The 23,064-nt window shown below is 64.0% G+C and carries 22 protein-coding genes; 11 read left to right on the top strand and 11 right to left on the bottom strand.

What is annotated here, in order from left to right:
• The first annotated feature begins 159 nt into the window (after positions 1 to 159).
• The 10 genes from J7573_RS23535 (at position 160) to J7573_RS23490 (ending at position 12,463) form a co-directional block, all read left to right on the top strand.
• On the top strand, positions 160 to 1,551 hold the full coding sequence (locus tag J7573_RS23535; protein WP_294340696.1) for an amino acid permease: 1,392 nt from the start codon (positions 160 to 162) through the stop codon (positions 1,549 to 1,551).
• Between the two features lie 15 nt (positions 1,552 to 1,566).
• Positions 1,567 to 2,772 (top strand): imidazolonepropionase, encoded by a 1,206-nt coding sequence (hutI, locus tag J7573_RS23530; RefSeq protein WP_294340695.1) that lies wholly within the window; start codon positions 1,567 to 1,569, stop codon positions 2,770 to 2,772.
• Positions 2,773 to 2,782: 10 nt separating this feature from the next.
• Positions 2,783 to 3,586 carry an N-formylglutamate deformylase gene (gene hutG / locus J7573_RS23525; protein ID WP_294340694.1) on the top strand — a complete coding sequence of 268 codons (804 nt, stop codon included), beginning with the start codon at positions 2,783 to 2,785 and terminating at the stop codon, positions 3,584 to 3,586.
• Positions 3,587 to 3,688: 102 nt separating this feature from the next.
• Positions 3,689 to 4,660 (top strand): prolyl aminopeptidase, encoded by a 972-nt coding sequence (gene pip, locus J7573_RS23520; protein WP_110633153.1) that lies wholly within the window; start codon positions 3,689 to 3,691, stop codon positions 4,658 to 4,660.
• Entirely contained in the window at positions 4,657 to 5,094 is a 438-nt protein-coding gene (dtd, locus tag J7573_RS23515; RefSeq protein WP_294340693.1) for a D-aminoacyl-tRNA deacylase, read from the top strand. The genes pip and dtd overlap by 4 nt, the downstream gene beginning before the upstream one ends.
• A 263-nt stretch (positions 5,095 to 5,357) precedes the next feature.
• Complete coding sequence (locus tag J7573_RS23510) at positions 5,358 to 7,094, top strand: glucan biosynthesis protein (RefSeq protein ID WP_294340692.1); 1,737 nt, start codon at positions 5,358 to 5,360, stop codon at positions 7,092 to 7,094.
• A complete protein-coding gene (mdoH, locus tag J7573_RS23505; RefSeq protein ID WP_294340691.1) occupies positions 7,087 to 9,660 on the top strand; it encodes a glucans biosynthesis glucosyltransferase MdoH in 2,574 nt (857 codons plus the stop codon). Before J7573_RS23510 ends, mdoH begins: the two co-directional genes overlap by 8 nt.
• Before the next feature lie 236 nt (positions 9,661 to 9,896).
• Positions 9,897 to 10,694: a transporter substrate-binding domain-containing protein gene (locus J7573_RS23500; protein ID WP_027921050.1), complete on the top strand. Its 798-nt coding sequence runs from the start codon at positions 9,897 to 9,899 to the stop codon at positions 10,692 to 10,694.
• Between the two features lie 79 nt (positions 10,695 to 10,773).
• Positions 10,774 to 11,736 carry an amino acid ABC transporter permease gene (locus J7573_RS23495; protein WP_294340690.1) on the top strand — a complete coding sequence of 321 codons (963 nt, stop codon included), beginning with the start codon at positions 10,774 to 10,776 and terminating at the stop codon, positions 11,734 to 11,736.
• Positions 11,729 to 12,463, top strand: coding sequence for an amino acid ABC transporter ATP-binding protein (locus tag J7573_RS23490; protein ID WP_294340697.1), 735 nt, complete (start codon positions 11,729 to 11,731; stop codon positions 12,461 to 12,463). Before J7573_RS23495 ends, J7573_RS23490 begins: the two co-directional genes overlap by 8 nt.
• 103 nt (positions 12,464 to 12,566) lie before the next feature.
• Here the strand turns inward: J7573_RS23490 and J7573_RS23485 are convergent, their stop codons facing one another.
• From J7573_RS23485 to ubiE, 11 genes are all read right to left on the bottom strand, one after another.
• Entirely contained in the window at positions 12,567 to 14,510 is a 1,944-nt protein-coding gene (locus tag J7573_RS23485) for a methyl-accepting chemotaxis protein (RefSeq protein WP_294340689.1), read from the bottom strand.
• 133 nt (positions 14,511 to 14,643) lie between these two features.
• Positions 14,644 to 16,560, bottom strand: a complete 1,917-nt coding sequence (locus J7573_RS23480; protein WP_294340688.1) for a methyl-accepting chemotaxis protein — start codon at positions 16,558 to 16,560, stop codon at positions 14,644 to 14,646.
• A 100-nt stretch (positions 16,561 to 16,660) separates the two neighbouring features.
• The gene (locus J7573_RS23475; RefSeq protein WP_294340687.1) at positions 16,661 to 17,368 is read right to left on the bottom strand and encodes a 16S rRNA (uracil(1498)-N(3))-methyltransferase; all 708 of its coding nucleotides are present in this window, start codon (positions 17,366 to 17,368) and stop codon (positions 16,661 to 16,663) included.
• Complete coding sequence (tatC, locus tag J7573_RS23470) at positions 17,365 to 18,156, bottom strand: twin-arginine translocase subunit TatC (RefSeq protein WP_294340686.1); 792 nt, start codon at positions 18,154 to 18,156, stop codon at positions 17,365 to 17,367. The genes J7573_RS23475 and tatC overlap by 4 nt, the downstream gene beginning before the upstream one ends.
• Entirely contained in the window at positions 18,153 to 18,530 is a 378-nt protein-coding gene (gene tatB / locus J7573_RS23465) for a Sec-independent protein translocase protein TatB (RefSeq protein ID WP_103446006.1), read from the bottom strand. Before tatB ends, tatC begins: the two co-directional genes overlap by 4 nt.
• Before the next feature lie 3 nt (positions 18,531 to 18,533).
• Complete coding sequence (locus tag J7573_RS23460) at positions 18,534 to 18,806, bottom strand: twin-arginine translocase TatA/TatE family subunit (RefSeq protein WP_103446005.1); 273 nt, start codon at positions 18,804 to 18,806, stop codon at positions 18,534 to 18,536.
• A 24-nt stretch (positions 18,807 to 18,830) separates the two neighbouring features.
• Positions 18,831 to 19,166, bottom strand: a complete 336-nt coding sequence (locus tag J7573_RS23455; RefSeq protein WP_013974545.1) for a phosphoribosyl-ATP diphosphatase — start codon at positions 19,164 to 19,166, stop codon at positions 18,831 to 18,833.
• Position 19,167: 1 nt separating this feature from the next.
• Positions 19,168 to 19,560 (bottom strand): phosphoribosyl-AMP cyclohydrolase, encoded by a 393-nt coding sequence (gene hisI / locus J7573_RS23450; protein WP_027592414.1) that lies wholly within the window; start codon positions 19,558 to 19,560, stop codon positions 19,168 to 19,170.
• 72 nt (positions 19,561 to 19,632) lie between these two features.
• Positions 19,633 to 21,255, bottom strand: coding sequence for a ubiquinone biosynthesis regulatory protein kinase UbiB (gene ubiB / locus J7573_RS23445; RefSeq protein WP_294340685.1), 1,623 nt, complete (start codon positions 21,253 to 21,255; stop codon positions 19,633 to 19,635).
• Complete coding sequence (locus J7573_RS23440) at positions 21,252 to 21,875, bottom strand: SCP2 sterol-binding domain-containing protein (RefSeq protein ID WP_294340684.1); 624 nt, start codon at positions 21,873 to 21,875, stop codon at positions 21,252 to 21,254. Before J7573_RS23440 ends, ubiB begins: the two co-directional genes overlap by 4 nt.
• On the bottom strand, positions 21,875 to 22,645 hold the full coding sequence (ubiE, locus tag J7573_RS23435; RefSeq protein ID WP_103446001.1) for a bifunctional demethylmenaquinone methyltransferase/2-methoxy-6-polyprenyl-1,4-benzoquinol methylase UbiE: 771 nt from the start codon (positions 22,643 to 22,645) through the stop codon (positions 21,875 to 21,877). Before ubiE ends, J7573_RS23440 begins: the two co-directional genes overlap by 1 nt.
• Before the next feature lie 124 nt (positions 22,646 to 22,769).
• Between ubiE and J7573_RS23430 the strand changes: the two genes are divergently transcribed.
• Positions 22,770 to 23,045 (top strand): polyhydroxyalkanoic acid system family protein, encoded by a 276-nt coding sequence (locus tag J7573_RS23430; protein ID WP_110633190.1) that lies wholly within the window; start codon positions 22,770 to 22,772, stop codon positions 23,043 to 23,045.
• Positions 23,046 to 23,064 lie beyond the last annotated feature (19 nt).

Genomic DNA, 23,064 nt, shown 5'->3' with positions numbered 1-23,064 from the left:
GGCGACCCGACACGCCCGCTCCCACAGGTACAGCGCCAGCCTTGAAGGCTTCGGTACTCTTGTGGGAGCGGGCGTGTCGGGTCGCCGAACCGCCGCGAATAGGCTGCAAGGCAGCCCCCTCTCGACCTCACGACCACAAAAACAATTTAAGGACGTGACATGCAACAAGCTCAAGGTCTCAAGCGCGGGCTAACGGCCCGCCACATCCGTTTCATGGCCCTTGGCTCCGCCATCGGCACCGGCCTGTTCTACGGCTCCGCCTCGGCCATCCAGATGGCCGGCCCGGCCGTGCTGCTGGCGTACCTGATCGGCGGCGCTGCGGTGTTCATGGTCATGCGCGCCCTCGGCGAGATGGCCGTGCACAACCCGGTGGCCGGCTCCTTCGGCCACTACGCCACCACCTACCTCGGCCCCATGGCCGGCTTCATCCTCGGCTGGACCTACGCCTTCGAGATGGTCATCGTGGCCATCGCCGACATCACCGCCTTCGGTATCTACATGGGCTTCTGGTTCCCGGAAGTGGCCCGCTGGATCTGGGTGCTGGGCATCGTCTTCGTGATCGGCGGCCTCAACCTGTGCAACGTCAAGGTGTTCGGCGAAATGGAATTCTGGCTGTCGCTGCTCAAGGTCGGCGCCATCGTGGCGATGATCCTGGCCGGCCTCGGCATCATGGCCTTCGGCTTCAGCCAGGTGAGTGGCGAACATGCCGTGGGCATCAGCAACCTGATCGAGCATGGCGGTTTCATGCCCAATGGCATCGGCGGCCTGATCGCTTCGTTCGCCGTGGTGATGTTCGCCTTTGGTGGCATCGAGATCATCGGCGTCACCGCCGGTGAAGCCAAGGACCCACAGCGCGTTATCCCCAAGGCGATCAACGCCGTGCCGCTGCGCATCCTGCTGTTCTATGTGCTGACCCTGTTCGTGCTGATGTGCCTGTACCCGTGGCCGCAGATCGGCAGCGAAGGCAGCCCGTTCGTGCAGATTTTCAGCCATCTCGGCATTGGTTCCGCCGCCGCCGTGTTGAACATCGTGGTGATTTCGGCCGCCATCTCGGCAATCAACAGCGACATCTTCGGCGCCGGCCGCATGATGTACGGCCTGGCCCAGCAAGGCCACGCGCCACGCAGCTTCGGCAAGTTGTCGAAGCACGGTGTGCCATGGATGACCGTGCTCGTGATGGGCGCGGCGCTGCTGGTCGGCGTGCTGCTCAACTACCTGATCCCGGAGAACGTGTTCCTGCTGATCGCCTCTATCGCCACCTTCGCCACCGTGTGGGTGTGGCTGATGATCCTGGTCACCCAGGTTGCCATGCGCCGCAGCATGAGCGCTGAAGAGGCGGCCCAGCTGAAGTTCCCGGTACCGTTCTGGCCATACGGCCCGGCCATGGCCATTGCCTTCATGGTGTTCATTTTCGGTGTGCTCGGTTACTTCCCGGATACCCAGGCGGCCTTGCTGGTCGGCGTGGTCTGGGTGGTGTTCCTGGTGGCGTCCTACCTGCTGTGGTGCAAGCCGCGCGCAGGCAAGCACGTGCCGGTCGAGCTGCACCGCTAGTCAAGGAGATTGCACATGAGAACCCTCTGGCAGCACTGTCACGCGGCAACCCTGGCCGAGGGCCGTTACTCGATCATCGAGGACGCGGCCATCGTCACCAGCGCCGGGCTGATCGAATGGATCGGCCCGCGCACCGAGCTGCAGCCGTTCGATGTCGACCGCACGGTGGACCTGGGCGGCGCCTGGGTCACCCCGGGGCTGATCGATTGCCACACTCATGCAGTGTTCGGCGGCAACCGTAGTGGCGAGTTCGAACAGCGCCTGCAGGGCGTGAGCTATGCCGAGATCGCCGCCCAGGGCGGCGGTATCGCCAGCACCGTGCGGGCTACCCGCGCGGCCAGCGAGGACGAACTGTTCGCCAGTGCGCGTCAGCGGGTTCAGGCGTTGATGCGTGACGGTGTGACCACCATCGAGGTCAAGTCTGGCTACGGCCTGGACTTGGCCAACGAGCGCAAGATGCTGCGTGTGGCCCGGCGCCTGGCAGATGAACTGCCGCTGGCAGTGCGCGCTACCTGCCTGGCCGCCCATGCCTTGCCGCCGGAGTATGCCGGCCGGTCTGACGACTACATTGCCCATATCTGCGACGAGATGCTGCCTGCCCTGGCTGCCGAAGGACTGGTGGATGCGGTGGACGCCTTCTGCGAACACCTGGCGTTCTCGCCGGCACAGGTCGAGAAGGTGTTCATCAAGGCACATGAACTGGGCCTGCCGGTGAAGCTGCATGCCGAGCAGCTGTCTTCGCTGCACGGCTCCAGCCTGGCAGCGCGCTATCAGGCGCTGTCGGCCGACCACCTGGAGTTCATGACCGAGGAAGACGCCATTGCCATGGCCAAGGCCGGCACCGTTGCCGTGCTGCTGCCAGGCGCCTTCTACTTCCTGCGCGAAACCCAGCTGCCGCCGATGGATGCCCTGCGTCGCCACGGGGTGAAGATTGCCCTGGCCAGCGACCTCAACCCGGGCACCTCACCTGGGTTGTCGCTGCGCCTGATGCTGAACATGGGTTGCACGCTATTCCGCATGACCCCGGAAGAGGCCTTGGCCGGCGTCACGTTGCATGCTGCCACGGCCCTCGGCCTGGGTGACAGCCACGGCTCGCTGGAGGTCGGCAAGGTCGCCGACTTCGTCGCCTGGCAGATCGCCCGTCCCGCCGACCTGGCCTACTGGCTTGGCGGCGACCTGCCCAAGCGCGTGGTGCGCAAGGGCCACGAAATTTCCAACTGAGCGAGGCACGATGGACAAGGTACTGAGTTTTCACCAAGGCCGCCTGCCGCTGCTGATCAGCATGCCCCATGCCGGCCTGCGGCTGAGCGACGCCGTGCGCGACGGCCTGGTCGATCAGGCGCGCAGCCTGCCGGACACGGATTGGCACATTCCACGGTTGTACGACTTTGCCCGCGAGATGGGCGCCAGTGTCGTGGCGGCGGAGTATTCGCGCTTCGTCATCGACCTGAACCGCCCGGATGACGACAAACCGTTGTATGCCGGCGCTACCACCGGCTTGTACCCGGGCACGCTGTTCGAGGGCGAGCCGCTGTTCAAGGAAGGGCTGGAGCCGACCGCCGAAGAGCGCAGAAACTACCTGGAAGGTATCTGGCGCCCTTATCACAACACCATCCAGAGCGAGCTGGCGCGCCTGCGTGAAACCCACGGCTATGCGCTGCTGTGGGACGCCCATTCGATCCGCTCGCTGATCCCGCACCTGTTCGATGGCAAGCTGCCGGACTTCAACCTGGGTACCTTCAATGGTGCGAGCTGCGATCCGTTGCTGGCCGCGCGCCTGGAAGCAGTCTGCGGCCAGGCGAATGGCTACAGCCATGTGCTCAACGGCCGCTTCAAGGGCGGGCACATCACGCGCCACTATGGTGACCCGGCAAACGATATCCATGCGGTGCAACTGGAGCTGGCGCAGAGCACCTATATGGAAGAGGTCGAGCCGTTCGCCTACCGTGAAGACCTGGCCCAGCCCACTCAGCGTGTCTTGCAGCGCATGCTCGAGGCTACTTTGCAGTGGGGCAGGGAGCGTTACCCGCAATAGATACAGCGCAGAGGGGTTGCGATCGACACAGGGGGCATGCTCAAAGCGCAATTCAGGTTTATGATGGCCCACGGCCGAACCAAACCTCACACGGAGTGCGCAATGCAGACCCTCTACCCGCAGATCAAACCCTACGCCCGGCACGATCTGGCCGTGGAAGCGCCGCATGTGCTGTATGTCGATGAAAGCGGCTCGCCGGAAGGTCTGCCTGTGGTCTTCATCCACGGTGGCCCGGGCGCGGGCTGTGATGCCCAGAGCCGTTGCTACTTCGACCCCAACCTGTACCGCATCATCACCTTCGACCAGCGCGGCTGTGGCCGCTCCACGCCGCACGCGAGCCTGGAGAACAACACCACCTGGCACCTGGTAGAAGACCTTGAGCGCATCCGCAAGCACCTTGGCATCGACAAATGGGTGCTGTTCGGCGGTTCCTGGGGCTCGACCCTGGCCCTGGCCTACGCCCAGACCCACCCCGAGCGCGTGCATGGCCTGATCCTGCGCGGCATCTTCCTGTGCCGCCCGCAGGAAATCGAGTGGTTCTACCAGGAAGGCGCCAGCCGCATGTTCCCCGACTACTGGCAGGACTACATCGCGCCGATTCCGCCGGAAGAGCGCGGTGACCTGGTCAAGGCCTTCCACAAGCGCCTGACCGGTAACGACCAGATCGCCCAGATGCACGCGGCCAAGGCCTGGTCCACTTGGGAGGGCCGCACCGCCACGTTGCGCCCCAACCCGCTAGTGGTCGACCGCTTCTCCGAGCCACAGCGCGCGCTGTCGATCGCCCGCATCGAATGCCACTATTTCATGAACAATGCGTTCCTGGAGCCAGACCAGCTGATTCGCGACATGCCGAAGATCGCTCACCTGCCGGCGGTGATCGTGCATGGCCGCTACGACGTGATCTGCCCGCTGGACAACGCCTGGGCGCTGCACCAGGCCTGGCCGAACAGTGAGCTCAAGGTGATTCGCGACGCCGGGCATGCCGCCTCCGAGCCAGGCATCACCGATGCCCTGGTGCGTGCGGCCGACCAGATGGCCCGCCGTCTGCTCGACCTGCCGCTGGAAGAAGCATGAAGGGTTTGCTGCAGCGCGTGCGTGGCGCACGCGTGGAGGTGGGCGGGGAGATTGTCGGTGCCATCGACCAGGGGTTGCTGGTGCTGGTGGCCGTCGAGCCTGAAGATACCCGTGAGCATGCCGATAAACTGTTGCACAAGCTGCTGAACTATCGGGTGTTCAGCGACGATCAGGGCAAGATGAACCTGTCGCTCAAGGATGTCGGTGGCGGCTTGCTGCTGGTTTCCCAGTTCACCCTGGCGGCTGATACCCGCAGCGGCATGCGCCCGAGTTTCTCGACCGCCGCGCCACCGGCACTCGGGGCCGAATTGTTCGACTATCTTTTGAACAAGGCTCGTGGCCAGCATCAGGATGTGGCGAGCGGGCGCTTCGGTGCCGACATGCAGGTGCACCTGGTCAATGATGGCCCAGTGACATTCTTGTTACAAATATGAGGTCGAAAAACCCTTTGTTTATAGGAAAACAAGGGGTTTTGTACGATAAATAGTTAGTCCACACTGATGCGTTGTAACGCATCCTGCTGGATAATCGCGCGCTGCGTGAGCCTGCGTTCGCAGGTTCGTTTCACTCTGACTCGAGCATTGTATGGACCTGTTTGGGGAATCATTACGCCCTCATGGGGTCCGAACAGTGCTCGCCAACCCGGCATTTGTCGCTGGCCGTTGGTTTCATGATCTGTTTTCGGCGAGGGTTGCTCGTGATTGTTAGTCCCCAAAAAGCATCAAGAATCCCCGGCACCGGGCTGCGCAAGGCGCTGATGGCCAGTGTGGCACTGGTCGGCCTGATGAGCGCGGGCCAGCTGTGGGCATTCAATCTTGACGATGTTGCAGCCAAGGCAAAGGATCTGGCCGGCCAGAAATACGAAGCACCGAAAAGTAACCTGCCGGCAGCTTTCCGCGACATGAAGTTCGCGGACTACCAGAAAATTCATTTCCTGCAGGAAAAGGCCGAGTGGGCCAAGGACAAGACCCCGTTCAAGCTGTCCTTCTACCATCAGGGCATGCACTTCGACACCCCGGTGAAGATCAACGAGATCACCGCCACCAATGTCGAGGAAATCAAGTACGACCCGAGCCGCTTCGAGTTCGGTGACGTGCCGCACGACCCGGAAACCGTCAAGAACCTCGGTTACGCCGGTTTCCGCGTGCTCTACCCGATCAACAAGGCCGACAAGCAGGACGAGATCATGACCCTGCTGGGGGCCAGCTATTTCCGCGTGGTCGGCAAGGGCCATGTGTACGGCCTGTCGGCCCGTGGCCTGGCCATCGACACCGCGCTGCCGTCGGGCGAAGAGTTCCCGCGCTTCACCGAGTTCTGGGTCGAGAAGCCCAAGCCGGCCGACAAGCACCTGGTGATCTACGCCCTGCTGGATTCGCCACGTTCCACCGGCGCCTACAAGCTGATCCTGCGCCCGGGCAGCGACACCGTGGTCGACGTGCAGTCGCGGGTGTTCCTGCGTGACCAGGTCAGCCGCCTGGGTATCGCCCCGCTGACCAGCATGTTCCTGTTCGGCCCCAACCAGCCGTCCAAGGTGCTGAACTACCGCCCGGCCCTGCATGACTCCGAAGGCCTGTCGATCCATGCCGGTAACGGCGAGTGGCTGTGGCGCCCGCTGAACAACCCGAAACACCTGGCCGTGAGCAACTTCAGTGTCGAGAACCCGCGTGGTTTCGGCCTGATGCAGCGTCAGCGCGCCTTCAGTGACTTCGAAGACCTCGACGACAACTACCAGAAGCGCCCGAGCGCCTGGATCGAGCCGAAGGGTGACTGGGGCAAGGGCACCGTCGACCTGGTCGAGATCCCGACTGCCGACGAAACCAACGACAACATCGTTGCCTTCTGGAGCCCGGAGAAGCTGCCTGAGCCAGGCAAGCCGTTCGAGTACGCCTACCGCCTGCACTGGACCATCGACGAGCAGCAGTTCCAGGCCCCTGACCTGGGCTGGGTCAAGCAGACCCTGCGCTCCACCGGTGACGTCAAGCAGTCCAACCTGATCCGCCAGCCAGACGGCAGCGTCGCTTTCCTGGTCGACTTCGCCGGCCCGGCGCTTGCCGCCCTGCCGGAAGACACCGCGGTGCGCAGCCAGATCAGCGTTGGCGACAATGCCGAGGTGGTCGAGAACAATCTGCGCTATAACCCGGAGACCAGGGGCTGGCGCCTGACCCTGCGCTTGAAGGTCAAGGAAGCCAACAAGTCCACCGAAATGCGCGCAGCACTGGTACGTGACGTGCCGGTCGAGCCGGCCAAGCCTGCTGCTGAAACCAAGCAGGAAAAGGCTGCGGCCAAGCACGCCAAGCATGAGAAGACCGCCAAGGCGGAACCAGCCAAGGCCGAACAACCTGCCGCCGATGCGGCGCCCACCAACGGGACCCCGGCCACCACTGAAAAAGTGCTGACCGAGACCTGGAGCTATCAGTTGCCTGCCGATGAGTAACTCAAGCGCAAGGCCGGAATCGCTTGGCGAATACCTGGCCCACCTCCCACTGAGCGATGAGCAGCGCGCGGAACTCGCCAACTGCACGTCGTTCAGTGAACTGCACCAACGTCTGGCGGCCAACCCGGCCGCCAACACCGCCGAGGCCGTCCAGGCCTCGGTCGGCCCGCGCCTGACCGTGGGCAGCGCTGCCGAGCTGGAAGACGCCGAGATGCTCGGTGTCGACGGCAGCGGCCGCCTGTGCCTGAAGATCGCGCCGCCGATCAAGCGCACCAAGGTCGTGCCCGAGCCATGGCGCACCAACGTGCTGATCCGCCTGTGGCGGCGCATGACCGGCCGCACCAACGCCCCGCAGCCGCCCAAGCGCGAGCTGCCAGCGGCGCGCTGGCGCACGGTCGGTTCGATCCGCCGCTACATCCTGCTCACCCTCATGATCGGCCAGACCATCGTCGCCGGCTGGTACATGAAGGGCATCCTGCCGTACCAGGGCTGGTCGTTCGTCGACCTGGACGAAATCGTCAACCAGCCGCTGTGGGACACCGTGGTGCAGGTCTGGCCGTATGCCTTGCAGACGTCCATCCTGGTGCTGTTCGGTATCCTGTTTTGCTGGGTCTCGGCAGGCTTCTGGACCGCGCTGATGGGCTTCCTCGAGCTGCTCACCGGGCGTGACAAGTACAAGATTTCGGGTAGCAGTGCCGGTAACGAGCCGATTGCCCCCGAAGCGCGTACCGCGCTGGTGATGCCGATCTGCAACGAAGACGTGCCGCGCGTGTTCGCAGGCCTGCGGGCGACCTTCGAGTCGGTGGCGGCCAGCGGCAACCTGGACCGTTTCGACTTCTTCGTGCTCAGCGACACCAACGACACCGACATCGCCGTGGCCGAGCAACAGGCCTGGCTGGACGTGTGCCGCGAGACCAAGGGCTTCGGCCGTATCTTCTATCGCCGCCGCCGTCGCCGCGTGAAGCGCAAGAGCGGCAACCTCGACGACTTCTGCCGTCGCTGGGGTGGCGAGTACAAGTACATGGTCGTGCTCGACGCCGACAGCGTCATGAGCGGCGAATGCCTGAGCAGCCTGGTGCGCCTGATGGAGGCCAACCCGGACGCCGGCATCATCCAGACCGGGCCGAAAGCCTCGGGCATGGACACCCTATATGCGCGCATGCAGCAGTTCGCCACCCGCGTGTACGGCCCGCTGTTCACCGCCGGCCTGCACTTCTGGCAGCTGGGCGAGTCGCACTACTGGGGCCATAACGCGATCATCCGCATGAAGCCGTTCATCGAGCACTGCGCCCTGGCGCCGTTGCCGGGCAAGGGCGCGTTCGCCGGGGCCATTCTCTCCCACGACTTCGTCGAAGCCGCGCTGATGCGCCGCGCCGGCTGGGGCGTGTGGATTGCCTATGACCTGCCGGGCAGCTACGAAGAACTGCCGCCGAACCTGCTCGACGAGCTCAAGCGCGACCGCCGCTGGTGCCACGGCAACCTGATGAACTTCCGCCTGTTTCTGGTCAAGGGCATGCACCCGGTGCACCGTGCGGTGTTCCTCACCGGCGTGATGTCGTACCTGTCGGCGCCGCTGTGGTTCCTGTTCCTGGTGCTGTCGACGGCATTGCTGGCGACCAACACCCTGATGGAGCCGCAGTACTTCATCGAGCCGTACCAGCTCTACCCGCTGTGGCCGCAGTGGCACCCGGAAAAAGCCGTGGCGCTGTTCTCCACCACCATCGTGCTGCTGTTCCTGCCCAAGCTGCTCAGCGTCATCCTGATCTGGGCCAAGGGCGCCGTCGAATTCGGCGGGCGCATCAAGGTCACCCTGTCGATGCTGATGGAGATGCTGTTCTCCATGCTGCTGGCGCCGGTACGGATGATCTTCCACACCCGCTTCGTGCTGGCCGCGTTCCTCGGCTGGGCAGCGACCTGGAACTCGCCGCAGCGTGACGACGACTCCACCCCGTGGAGCGAAGCGCTGCGCCGCCATGGCCCGCAGACCTTGCTGGGCTTCGCCTGGGCCGGGCTGGTGGCGTGGCTGAACCCGAGCTTCCTGTGGTGGCTGGCGCCGATCGTGGGTTCGCTGGTGCTGTCGATTCCGGTATCGGTCATCTCCAGCCGCACGCGCCTGGGCCTGGCGGCCAAGGACGAGAAGCTGTTCCTCATTCCTGAGGAATACGCGACGCCGCAGGAGCTGCTGGCCACCGACCAGTACACCCACGAAAACCGCTGGCATGCCCTGCATGACGGCTTCGTGCGTGCGGTGGTCGACCCACGGCAGAATGCCCTGGCCTGTGCCATGGCCACTGCCCGACACGGCCAAGCCGCGCCGATCGAGGCACTGCGTGCCGAGCGCGTGGCCAAGGCGATGGAGGTCGGGCCGAAAGGGCTGGACCTCAATACCCGCCTGGCCTTGCTCAGCGACCCGGTCGCCTTGAGCCGCCTGCACGAGCAGGTCTGGGCCGAGCACAATGCGGCGTGGATCGATGTGTGGCGTGCCTCCATCAAGAACGACCCGCATTCGCCGCTGCTGCCACTGCATCCGGAGAATGAAGGCCAACCGGCACTCGTCGGCGCCTGATTAGGCCTATTCGCGGGTGAACCCGCTCCCACAGGGGCTGTGCAGTACCTTGTGGGAGCGGGTTCACCCGCGAAGCTTTTAGGGCCCCGGCCGATTTTGGCCAACAAAGTCCCCCCCGGCTCTAGGTCCGAGCGCCGCCATGCGTTAGCATCCCTCTCCGATAATCCGCATCGGCCGGTATGGCTGTGCCACGACAATAAGATTCGCTTCTTTACTTGCTAGGGGACTTGGTGATGATCAAGAAATACCTTTCGCGGCTGTTGGTCGGTGTTACCGCCCTGGTCGCCGTAACTGCGGCCCAGGCCGGCGCCATTGATGAAGCGGTCAAGCGCGGAACCCTGCGGGTGGGCATGGACCCTACCTACATGCCGTTCCAGATGACCAACAAGCGCGGCGAGATCATCGGCTTCGAAGTCGATATCCTTAAAGCCATGGCCAAATCCATGGGCGTCAAGTTCGAGGCTGTTTCCACCGCGTATGACGGCATCATCCCGGCCCTGCTGACCGACAAGTTCGACATGATCGGCAGCGGCATGACCCTGACCCAGGAACGCAACCTGCGCCTGAACTTCAGCGAACCCTTCATCGTGGTTGGCCAGACCCTGCTGATCCGCAAGGAGCTGGCTGGCGAGATCAAATCGTACAAGGACCTGAACAACGAGAAGTACCGCCTGACCTCCAAGCTCGGTACCACCGGCGAGATGGTGTCCAAGAAGCTGATCGGCAAAGCCAAGTACCACGGCTACGACAACGAGCAGGAAGCGGTGATGGACGTGGTCAACGGCAAGGCTGACGCCTTCGTCTACGACGCGCCGTACAACGTGGTGGCGGTCGAGAAGGCCGGTGCCGGCAAGCTGCTGTTCCTCGAAGAACCCTTCACCTATGAGCCGCTGGCCTTCGGCCTGAAGAAAGGCGACTACGACAGCATCAACTTCATCAACAACTTCCTGCACCAGATCAAGCATGACGGGACCTACGATCGTATTCACGACAAGTGGTTCAAGAACAAAGATTGGCTGAAGGAAATGGAATAAGGCCCAGGCCACAAGCCCGGCTTTATGACCCCGACGCGCAGGCAAACCCTGCGCGTTCGCATTTACGGAAGTACCCCACGTGATCAAACACAAGAAAGCCCAGTGGCCCTGGCATGGCTTGACCGCCCTGGTCCTGGTGGGCCTGGCGTTCAGCCTGTACATGGCCACCTCGATGATTTCCTACGAGTGGCGCTGGAACCGCGTACCGCAGTATTTCGCCTACAAGGCCGAGGAAACCCAGCGCGCAGCCGGTTACGGTACCGTGCAGGAAATCGTCATCTCCGGCGATAACGCCCGCGTCACGCTGAAGGACGAGAGCGGCGCCGAGCAAGTGCTCGATGTAGCCAAGGACAGCCTGCAACTGAGCCGTGGCGACGATGTTGCCGAGGGCGACCAGATCGGCGTGACCCGCCACTGGGCGGCTGGCCCGCTGGCCTGGGGCCTGTGGACCACGTTGTGGATCTCGGTGGTGTCCGGTGCGCTGGGCTTGGTGATCGGCCTGTTCGCCGGCCTGTGCCGGTTGTCGAACAACCCGACCCTGCGCGACCTGTCGACCGTCTATGTCGAGCTGGTGCGCGGCACGCCGCTGCTGGTGCAGATCTTCATCTTCTACTTCTTCATCGGCACCGTGCTCAACCTGTCCCGCGAGTTCGCCGGGGTGGCCGCGCTGGCGCTGTTCACCGGCGCTTACGTAGCTGAAATCGTCCGCGCTGGTGTGCAGTCCATTGCCAAGGGCCAGAACGAAGCGGCTCGCTCGCTGGGCCTGAACGCGGGCCAGTCGATGCGCCACGTGATCCTGCCGCAGGCGTTCAAGCGTGTGCTGCCACCTTTGGCCGGGCAGTTCATCAGCCTGGTCAAGGACACCTCGCTGGTGTCGGTGATCGCCATTACCGAACTGACCAAGAGTGGCCGCGAGGCCATCACCACGTCGTTCTCGACTTTCGAGATCTGGTTCTGCGTGGCAGGCCTGTACCTGCTGATCAACCTGCCGCTGTCGCACATCGCCAGCCGGCTCGAGCGGAGGCTTGCGCAAAGTGATTGAAGTCCGTGACCTGCTGAAAGTCTTCGACACCCGTGGCCATGTGGTGCGGGCTGTGGATAACGTCACCACGCAAGTCGCCAAGGGCGAAGTGGTGGTGGTGCTCGGTCCCTCGGGTTCGGGCAAGTCGACCTTCCTGCGCTGCCTCAACGGCCTGGAGCATTTCGACCAAGGCCATGTGGCCATCGACGGCCTGCAACTGGCCGACCCGAAGACCGACATCAACGCCTACCGCCGCGAAGTCGGCATGGTGTTCCAGCACTTCAACCTGTTCCCGCACATGACCGTGCTGGAAAACCTGTGCCTGGCGCAGAAGGTGGTGCGCAAGCGCAACAAGGCCGAGCGTGAAGCCAAGGCCCGTGCGTTGCTGGAAAAGGTGGGTATCTCGCAGAAGGCCAACGAGTACCCGTCGCGCCTTTCGGGTGGTCAGCAGCAGCGGGTGGCGATCGCCCGTGCGCTGGCGATGGAGCCGAAGGTGATGCTGTTCGACGAGCCAACCTCGGCGCTCGACCCGGAAATGGTCGGCGAAGTGCTGGACGTGATGAAGACCCTGGCCCAGGAAGGCATGACCATGGTCTGCGTCACCCACGAAATGGGCTTTGCCCGTGAAGTGGCGGACCGCGTGCTGTTCTTCGATCACGGCAAGCTGCTGGAAGATTCGGCACCGGCCGCGTTCTTTGCTGCGCCAAAAGACCCGCGCGCGCAGGCCTTCCTGCGTCAGGTGCTGTAACCGCACCGGCCCTTTTGCGGGACAAGCCCGCTCCTACAGGAAACGCGATCCCTTGTAGGAGCGGGCTTGTCCCGCGAAGGGCTGCACAGCAGCCCCGGCGATCTCAAAGGCTGAACCGCCCCACCATCCCCCGCAACTGCCGCCCAAGCTGCTCCAGCTCCCCACTCGAAGCCGCCGTCTGTTCACTGGCTGCACCGGTCTGGTCCGACACATCCCTCACACTGATCACGCTCCGGTTGATCTGCTCGGCCACCACACTCTGCTCCTCGCTGGCCGTGGCAATCTGCTGGTTCATCCCTTGAATGCTCGAGACCGTGTCAGTGATCTGCCCCAAGGCCTGTCCGGCCCTACGGCTCAGCTCTACGCTCTGCTCAGTCAGGCGCTTGCTGTCGTCGAGCAGGCGGGTGACCTCGTCGGTACCGCTGTGCAGGCTGTCGATCAGTTGCTCGATTTCCTCGGTGGACTGCTGGGTACGTTGCGCCAGCCCGCGGACCTCATCGGCCACCACGGCAAAGCCACGGCCTGCTTCACCCGCCCGGGCAGCTTCGATCGCCGCATTCAGTGCCAGCAGGTTGGTCTGCTCCGAGACCGACTTGATCACATCGAGAATACTGCCGATGCGCTCGCTTTCGCCGGCCAGGTGCTGCATGGCGGCCAGGCAATGGTCCATCTGCCCCGCCAGCTGTTCGATACGACCAATGGCTTCGCCGACTACCTGGTCACCCAGTTGTGCCTGCTGGTCGGCATTGGTGGCCGCCAGTGAAGCTTGCTCGGCGTTCTGCGCCACTTCCTGCACCGTGGCGCTCATCTGGTTCATGGCGGTGGCGACCTGGTCGGTTTCCTCGCGTTGCTGGTTGATGCGCAGTTTGGTGTCCTCGCTGCTGGCTGCCAGCTGCGACGCAGCCTGGGACAACTGGCCGACACCCTGATCGATACCACCGATCAGCTCGCGCAGGCTTACGGTCATCTCGCCCATACTGGTCTGCAATTGCCCCATCTCGTCGCGGCGCTGCACGGGTTCGAGCTGGCTCAGGTCGCCTTTGGCGATGCGCGAGGCCAATGCCAGCGTCTGGCGCAGGGGTTGGGTGATCTGCTGGGTAATCAGCCAGCCGGCGACGATGCCGACGATCAGGGCCAGCAGGGCCACGCTGGTGAGCAAGGAGCGTGCGGCCACGGCTTCGTTGTCGCGTTGTTCCACCTTCCTTTCACCCAGCTCCAGGCTGACCGCCCTCAGCTCGTTGCCCATCTGTTCCATTTCGTTCTGCAGCTGTTCGACCTGCAGTGCCGTGCGGCGGTACTGGTCAAGGCTGGTGCGGTACTTGGCCAGTTCGATGCCGGGCTGCTCGGTGAGGGCGCGAGGCAGGCCCAAGGGCGTGAGTGCTCTGAGCAACTGCTCGAGGCTGACGTCGGCGGCCTCCAGCGCGGCATCGCCAACCTTGGCAAAGTCTTCCAGCGGGGAGAACGTATAGGCGGGTATCAGGCTCTGCTGGTTGGCGCCGTCAACATGCCGGCTGAGGGTGTCCATCAAGCCCAGCACGGCGCCTTGCTGGTTGTCGCCTGGCATTTTCAGCAGGGCCTGGGTCTGCAGGTCATCGACGACCTCGTTCAGCTTCTGTTCCTGTGTCTGCATCGCCGCGCGCAGCTGCGCACGGTTGCGCACGGCATCCTGGAGGGTGGTGAACTCATCACGAAGGCGCTGCAGCAGCTGCAGCTTCTGGGTCAGCATCTGGCGTGATTCATCGACGCTGCTGCGCTGCTGCAGGGTGGTCAGCAGGGCATCCAGCTGCTGCAGGATGCCGGCGATCTGTGCCTTGCTGGCGTCGTCTGCCAGCACCCGGTAAGTAATGCGCTCGGCGCGCAGGTCTTTGACCAGATCATTGATCTGGCCGATTTCGCTGAGTTGTTCCGAGCGGGTGATGGCGCCGTCCAGGGCGCGCCAGCCACTGACCGTGGTGGCCAGAGTGAGCGCGAGGACCACGGCGAAGCCCAGGGCGAGCTTGGCGCCGACACTGATGTTGCCGAGCCTGTGGTTGAGGTAGCCGAACATGGCAGGTCTCCGTCCAGTTGAGGGGGATGGGGTGCTGGCGTAGTGCCGGCATCCCATCCCTGCCAATCGGCGGAGGGCTTGTAGGACTTGACCTGAAAGTTCTGTAGGAAAATTCAGCGCATGTAGTGAAGCATCAGAGCCTGAACCGTCCGACCAACCCCTGCAGGTGGGTGCCCAGGCGGGCCAGTTCGACGCTGGAGCTGGCGGTCTCCTCACTTGCCGCCGACGTCTGGTCGGAGATATCGCGCACATTCATCACGCTGCGGTTGATCTCCTCGGCGGTAGCACTCTGCTGTTCGGCCGCCGTGGCGATCTGCTGGTTCATGGCCTGGATCGACGACACCGTGTGGGTGATGGTTTCCAGCGAACTGCCAGCACGGCGAGTCAGTTCGACGCTGCTGTCGGTCAGCTGACGGCTGGCGTCCATCACGCTGGCCACGCGCTGGGTGCCGCTTTGCAGGCCGGCAATCAGCTCTTCGATTTCTTCGGTGGATTGCTGGGTGCGCTGGGCCAGGCTGCGCACCTCGTCAGCAACCACGGCAAAGCCACGCCCGGCCTCACCCGCACGCGCCGCTTCGATGGCGGCATTGAGCGCCAGCAGGTTGGTCTGTTGGGCCACCGACTTGATCACGTCGAGCACGCTGCCGATCTTGTCGCTTTCGGCCTTGAGCTGGTTCATCGCTTCGCTGGAGTTGACCACTTCACTGGCCAGGCGCTCGATCTGCGCGACCGCCTCGCTGACCACCCGATCGCCCTCGCGCGCCTGCTGGTCGGCCATGGCCGCGGCTTCCGAGGCCTGTTCGGCATTGCGCGCCACCTCATGCACGGTGGCGGCCATTTCGTTCATTGCGGTCGCCACCTGATCGGTCTCGACCTTTTGGTTGTTGACCCCGGAGCTGGTCTGCTCGGTGACTGCCGAAAGTTCTTCGGCGGCGCTGGCGATCTGCGTCACGCCATCGCCGATGCCACCGATCAGCTCGCGCAAGCCCTGGGTCATGCGCTGCATGCTGGCTTGCAGCTGGCCAAGTTCGTCGCGGCGGGTCGAGTGCAGGTCCTGGCGCAGGTCACCACTAGCCACACGTTCGGCGGCGGCGAGGGTCTGGCGCAGCGGGATGATGATCTGCCGGGTGATGGCCCAGGCCGCAAGGAGCCCCAGCACCAGGGCCAGGGCCGTGGCACTGCCGAGCATGACTTTGGCCTGAGCAGTGCCGGCATCGCGCACGGCGGTCTGCGAAAGGGTCATCGCCTCACTGGTCTGCAATAGCACAGTGCCCTGGTCAGCCATGCGCTGCAGGGCCTGCTCGCTGGTGCTTTGGGCATTGCCGAACTGAGTTACCGCATCGCGGTAAGCGGCCAGCGCGGTGGCCGAGTCGTCGAGACTGGCGGCATATTCGGCCGGCAGCCTGGCGGGCAGTGCCTTGAGCTCGGCCAGCGCCTGGTCGATGGCCTTCAGCGCGGTCTGCTGGTAGTCCGCGTTGCCGCTGTAGGTGTAGCCACGTACCTGGAAGCGTGCCTGCTGCACCAGCGCGCTGACGTCCACGGCATGCTGGTATTGGCTGATGTCGCCACCCTGCAGCAGGCGCTGCTGCACACGGCTGATCAGCTCGGAGGCCTTATCGGCGCTGTCACCCAGCACACCACGAGCGGCATCGCGGCGTTGGCCGGCTTGCTTGAGCTCGTTGAAGGCCTGTTGGTACTGGCTGACTGCGGCCTGCTGCTGTTGCAGGCGCTGGAGGTCGGTGGGCTGTTCGATCTGCCCGAGCATGAGGCCGATCTGGCGCTCGAGATTGCCCAGGGCCTTTTCCAGCTCGCCGATGGCCGCGTCGTTGCGGTCGCGCTGGTAGTGCTGGCGAGCAATGCGCAGCTCCTGGGTGTACTGGTGGATCACCGAAATGTTGCCCAGCTTGTCACCGCGCTCGGTGACGCTGTTCAGGCCCTGCCAACCGGTGAAAGTGATGGCCAGAGTCAGCAACAGCACCAGGCCAAAGCCCAGCCCCAACTTGCGATTGACGCTTACATTTCCGAGCGATTGGGAAAACCATTGGTACATGTTCGACTCCCCGGCAACGTGGCAGCACAGATTGTTGTTGTGTTGCCAACACCATCGGCTTGCGTCGGGGAAACTTGATAGTGGAAAGTTGACCCGCCTGTCAGAAAATCCTTGAGAGCAGGGCAGTTACGGCGGTTTCCACGCGCAGGATGCGATCACCCAGCTGAACAGGTGCCAGGCCAGCCTTGCCGAACAGGTCGACTTCGTAAGGGATCCAGCCGCCTTCGGGGCCGATGGCCAGGGTTACCGGGCCTTCAACCGCACGTGGGCAGGCCGGGTAGGGGCCGGGGTGGCCGACCAGGCCGAGGGTGCCATCGGCGATGGCAGGCAGGCGGTCTTCGACGAACGGTTTGAAGCGTTTTTCGATGATCACCTCGGGCAGCACCGTGTCACGGGCCTGCTCAAGGCCGAGAATCAGGTTCTCGCGAATGGTCTCAGGGTTGAGGAAAGGCGTTTGCCAGAAGCTTTTCTCGACCTTGTAGCTGTTGACCAGAATCAGCCGCGGCACGCCCAGGGTCGCCACGGTCTGGAACAACCGGCGCAGCATTTTCGGGCGCGGCACGGCCAGCACCAGGGTCAGCGGCAGCTTGGCCGGTGGCTGCTGGTCGAATGCGACCTCCAGCTCGGCTTCGTGCTGTTCCAGGCGCAGCACCGTGGCCTTGCCCATCAGGCCGTTGATGCGGCCCACGCGCAGGGTGTCGCCCACGGCGACGCGGTGGATGTCTTGCATGTGAGTGAAGCGCCGATCAGCGAGAACGACGCGGTCGGCCGAGACGAAGTCGGCCTCTTCAAGGAGTAACAGGTTCACGGTTGGGTCGCTGGCGGCTGGTCGTTAGGGTCGTTGGTGGCTTCGTCGTCAGCATGGCTACGCTTGCGGATCAGGCTGCCGCACAGCACGCCGATCTCGAACAGCAGCCACATGGGCACGGCGAGCAGCGTTTGCGAGAAGATGTCTGGCGGGGTGAGGATCATGCCGACCACGAAGCAGCCGATGATCACGTACGGGCGGACCTTCTTCAGGTACTTCACGTCGACCACGCCGATCCACACCAGCAGTACCACGGCCACCGGGATCTCGAAGGCAACGCCGAAGGCGAAGAACAGCGTCATGACGAAATCGAGGTAGGCGGCGATGTCGGTCATCATCGCCACGCCTTCCGGAGTGGCTTTGGCGAAGAAGCTGAACATCAGGGGGAACACCAGGAAGTAGGCGAAAGCCATGCCGGCGTAGAACAGCAGGATGCTCGACACCAGCAGCGGAATGGCGATGCGCTTTTCATGGCGGTACAGCCCTGGCGCGATGAAGCCCCAGATCTGCTGGAGGATGAACGGGATCGCCAGGAACAGCGAGACGATCATGGTCAGCTTGAAGGGCGTGAGGAACGGCGAGGCCACGTCGGTGGCGATCATCGTCGCATTGGCCGGCAAGTGTTCGCGCAGTGGCGCCGAGACCAGGGTGTAGATCTGCTGGGCGAAGGAGAACAGCCCGGCAAAGATCAGGAAGATGACCGCCACGCAGCGCAGCAGGCGGGTGCGCAGTTCGGTCAGATGCGAAACCAGCGGCATTGGCTGGTCGTGGTCCGGATTTTCGCTCATGGGGCTCGCGGCGGTTGAGGCGGTTCAGAAGGTGCGGCCGGGGCGGCGGGTGGCTCGGCCGGCCTGGCTTCGAGGCCGGCAGGTGGCTGCACGCTGGCCGTGGTCACCGGCGGCTGCGCGGGTGGCGTCAGTGGGTTGAGGATGCGCTTGGCTTCCTCTTCCATCTGCAGGATGTGCTCGTTATGCAGCTGGCGGCGGATGTCGTCGGCGCCGATTTCGCGCTCGACCTCCATCTTGATCGCATTGAAGCTGCGTTTCAGCCGCCCGATCCACAGCCCCGCAGTACGCGCGGCGCCAGGCAGGCGCTCGGGGCCGAGCACCAGCAGGGCGACCAGGCCGACGAGCAACAGCTCGCTGAAGCTGATGCCGAACATGGGTCAGTCTTTCCGCTGCGGCTCTTGGACCGGCTGGGCCTGGCCCTCGATGGTGTGGCCTTGCTGCGGCTGGGCAGTGTTCTGCACCGGCGGCACAGGCTGGGCGGGCGGTGGGGTCTGCTCGGCCGGCTTGTTCTCTTCTTCGCTCATGGCCTTGCGGAAGCCCTTGATCGATTCGCCCAGGTCGCTGCCGAAGTTCTTCAGCTTCTTGGTGCCGAACACCAGGACCACGACGACCAGCAGGACGATCCAGTGTTTCCAGTCAAAAATACCCATGGTGCTCTCCTAAATGCGTTTTGCTCAGGCCGATGGCTGACGCGCGGCCTTTTCATCGTGCCCGGAAAGCCCGAAACGGCGCTCCAGTTCATCAAGCACGGCTTGTGGATGCTGGCCCAGCGCGCTGAGCATGACCAGGCTATGGAACCACAAGTCTGCGGTTTCATAGATGACATCACTGTAATCCTTGCTCACGGCGGCGTCTTTGGCCGCGATGATGGTCTCGACGGACTCTTCGCCGAGCTTTTCGAGGATCTTGTTCAGGCCCTTGTGGTACAGGCTGGCCACGTAGGAGCTGTCGGGAGCCGCTTGTTTGCGCTCTTCGAGCACTTCGGCCAGGCGGTTGAGGGTGTCGCTCATGTCAGTGTCCTGCGCTGTAGATGGCATCCGGGTCTTTCAGGACCGGGTCGACGGTTTTCCACTGGCCGTCTTCAAAGACGCGATAGAAGCAGCTTTCGCGGCCGGTGTGGCAGGCGATATGGCCCAGTTGCTCGACCATCAGGATGATCACGTCGGCATCGCAGTCCAGGCGCATTTCATGCAGCTTTTGCACATGGCCGGACTCTTCACCCTTGCGCCACAGCTTGCCACGGGAACGCGACCAGTAGATGGCGCGTTGCTCGGCAGCGGTCAGCGCCAGCGATTCGCGGTTCATCCAGGCCATCATCAGCACGCGTCCGGTCTTGTGGTCCTGGGCGATTGCCGGTACCAGGCCATCGCTGTTCCACTTGATCTCGTCCAGCCAGTCTTTCATCGTCGACTCCAAGGCGGGCCCGCTCCTGTGCCGGGCCCTTTGCGCTAGTGTGCCAGCCAGCAGCGCGGCTGGCTATTGGCGCACGATCAGGTAAAGGCCGGCGGCCAGCATCAGCCAGGCCGGCCAAGCGGCCGGGGCGGCAAGGCTGGCGGCCTCGGCGGCACCGGCGGCCAGTACCGCGCCGCCACCGAGCAAGCCTGCACCGAGCAGGCGCAGCGCCCAGCGGTCGCCCTGGCGGCGGCGCTCCGGCAGTTGCGGGTCTTCCAGGTGCGGCTGCGACAGGCGCTCGAGCAGGTCGCGGGCCATGCCGGCCAGGTGCGGTAGCTGCTCGACCTGGCCATGAATGTTGCCGAACACCGCCTTGGGGCTCATGCGGTCGCGCATCCAGCGTTCCAGGAACGGCTTGGCGGTGCTCCACAGGTCCAGGTCGGGGTACAGCTGGCGGCCCAGGCCTTCGATGTTGAGCAGGGTCTTCTGCAGCAGCACCAGTTGCGGCTGGACCTCCATGTTGAAGCGCCGTGCGGTCTGGAACAGGCGCATCAGCACCTGGCCGAAGGAAATGTCCTTTAACGGTTTTTCGAAGATCGGCTCGCACACGGTGCGGATCGCCGCTTCGAATTCATTGACCTTGGTATGCGCCGGTACCCAGCCCGAGTCGATGTGCAGCTGGGCAACGCGGCGGTAGTCGCGCTTGAAGAAGGCGATCAGGTTGCGCGCCAGGTAGTCCTGGTCCTCGGCGGTAAGGCTGCCGACGATGCCGCAGTCGATGGCGATGTATTGCGGGCTCCACGGTTTGACCGTGCTGACGAAGATGTTGCCCGGGTGCATGTCGGCGTGGAAGAAGCTGTCGCGGAACACCTGGGTGAAGAACACCTCGACGCCACGCTCGGCCAGCATCTTCATGTCGGTGCGCTGGTCGGCCAGGGTGGCCATGTCGGTGACCGGCACGCCGTAGATACGCTCCATCACCAGCACTTTCGGCCGGCACAGGTCCCAGTACACCTGGGGCACGTACATCAGCTCGGAGCCTTCGAAGTTGCGCCGCAGCTGGCTGGCGTTGGCCGCCTCGCGCAGCAGGTCGAGTTCGTCGTAGATGGTCTTTTCGTAGTCGCCGACGATTTCCACCGGGTGCAGGCGGCGTGCGTCGGCCGAGGCGCGTTCGGCGGCCTTGGCGATCAGGAACAGCCAGGCCAGGTCCTGGGCGATGACCGGTTTCAGGCCAGGGCGAACCACCTTGACCACCACCTCTTCGCCACTCTTGAGGCGGGCGGCGTGCACCTGGGCGACCGAGGCCGAGGCCAGTGGCTCGACGTCGAAGCGGCTGAACACTTCGCCGACCTTGGCGCCGAGCTGATCTTCGATCATTGCCACGGCTTTTTGCGGGTCGAACGGCGGCACGCGGTCCTGCAGCAGCATCAGCTCGTCGGCGATGTCGGTGGGCAGCAGGTCGCGGCGGGTGGACAGCAACTGGCCGAACTTGATGAAGATCGGCCCCAAGTCCTGCAGCGCCAGGCGCAGGCGCGCCCCGCGGCTGAGCTCGGAGGGCTTGCGCGGCAGCCAGCGCCAGGGCATCAGCAGGCGCAGGCTGGCCAGCCACCAGGGCAGCAGGGGTTGTTCGAACAGCAGGTCATCGAGACGGTAGCGGATCACCACACGCTGGATGCGAAAAAGACGGCGGACGGCGAGCAGCTTCATGCGTTATCGCTGGTATCAAGGGGTCGGGAGAGGCGCTTGAGGCGGGCCTCGAGGCGTTCTGTGTCGAGCTTCAGGGCATCGAGTTCGCTGAAGGCGGCTTCGGCTTCGCGCTTGCCGACCAAGGTACGGGACTCTTCGGCCAGGTACTCGGAGAGGTTCTGGCTGAAGCGTGCCAGGCCCTGGCGGGTCCAGCGTGCGCGCAGGCGAATGTGGCCGGCGAGCATGGCCGTGGCGACTGGGCCGAGCCAGCGCTGCAGCTCGTGTTCCCAGTCCAGTTCCAGATCCTGCAGCACGCCGAACAGGTCGAGCAGCACGGCACTGTCGCCGTGCAGCTCGACTTGCGGGCTGTGCAGCACGGCGGTCTTGTCGCGGGCCACGGCCAGTTGCACCAGGCTGCCGGCCGGGGCGCGCAGGCTGCAGTCGACCTCGCCCTCCCAGTGGGCGGCGAGCATCAGGCCTTCTTCATCGGGCAGGATGAACACCTGCAGGGCCGGTTGGCGGCAGTCGATCTCGATGACCTTGCCTTCCAGCGCGGCCAGCCGCGGCAAGGCCGTGCTGTCCATGCGCAGGACGCGGTTCAGGCCATGTTCGGCACTGGCGAGCAGCCCGGCCAGCAGCATCAGGGCTTGATTCCCCGGTGCACGGCAACGATGCCGCTGGTCATGTTGTGGTAGGTGACGCGGTCGAAACCGGCCTCGACCATCATGCTCTTGAGGGTTTCCTGGTCGGGGTGCATGCGGATCGACTCGGCGAGGTAACGGTAGCTCTCGGAGTCATTGGTGATCAGCTTGCCGGCCAGCGGCATGAAGGCGAACGAGTAGGCGTCGTAGGCCTTGGACATCAGCTTGTTGGTCGGCTTGGAGAACTCCAGGATCAACAAGCGGCCACCTGGCTTGAGCACACGCAGCATCGAGCGGATGGCTTCGTCCTTGTGGGTGACGTTGCGCAAGCCGAAGGCGATGGTCACGCAGTCGAAGTGGTTGTCCGGGAATGGCAGCTTCTCGGCATCGGCCTGGACGAACTCGATGTTGCCGGCCACGCCACGGTCGAGCAGGCGGTCACGGCCGACCTTGAGCATCGAATCGTTGATGTCGGCGAGCACCACCTGCCCGGTCGGCCCTACAAGACGCGAGAACTTGGCGGCCAGGTCGCCGGTACCGCCGGCGATGTCCAGCACGCGGCTGCCGGCGCGCACGCCCGACAGTTCGATGGTGAACCGCTTCCACAGGCGGTGCATGCCGCCGGAGAGCACGTCGTTCATCAGGTCGTACTTGGCCGCCACCGAGTGGAACACTTCGGCGACTTTTTTCGCCTTCTGGCTTTCAGGGACGTCCTGGTAGCCGAAATGGGTGGTGGGTTCGGCGTGGTCGCCTTTGCGCTGGTCGTTCATATCGCTTCACCGGAAAAAATTACCGCCATTCTAGGGCGAATGGGCGGATTTGTCTTGGCGGGGTGTGCCTTGGGGCGGGGGCGGGCATAATGCAGATTATGTCTACATATCCAGGAACACCCGCATGACCCAGATCAGCGTCGAACGCAAACACTCCCTCGGCCGCGATGCCGCCCGCGCCAAGGCCGAAGCGCTGGTCGACAAGCTCAGCCGCGAGTACGACCTCAAGGCCACCTGGAACGGTGACCGCGTCGATGTGGCCCGCAGCGGCGCCAATGGCAGCGTGCACATTGGCGAGGACAGCATCCGCGTGGAACTGAAGCTGGGCATGATGCTGTCGATGATGAGCACTACCATCAAGGGCGAGATCGAGCGCGCCCTGGACAAGGCCCTGGCCTGAGGCCGAACCTTGCATTTGC

Origin of the sequence: Pseudomonas sp., assembly GCF_017744435.1 — a bacterium.
Classification (GTDB): Bacteria; Pseudomonadota; Gammaproteobacteria; order Pseudomonadales; family Pseudomonadaceae; genus Aquipseudomonas.
This window is presented reverse-complemented; position numbering and strand designations above follow the sequence as displayed.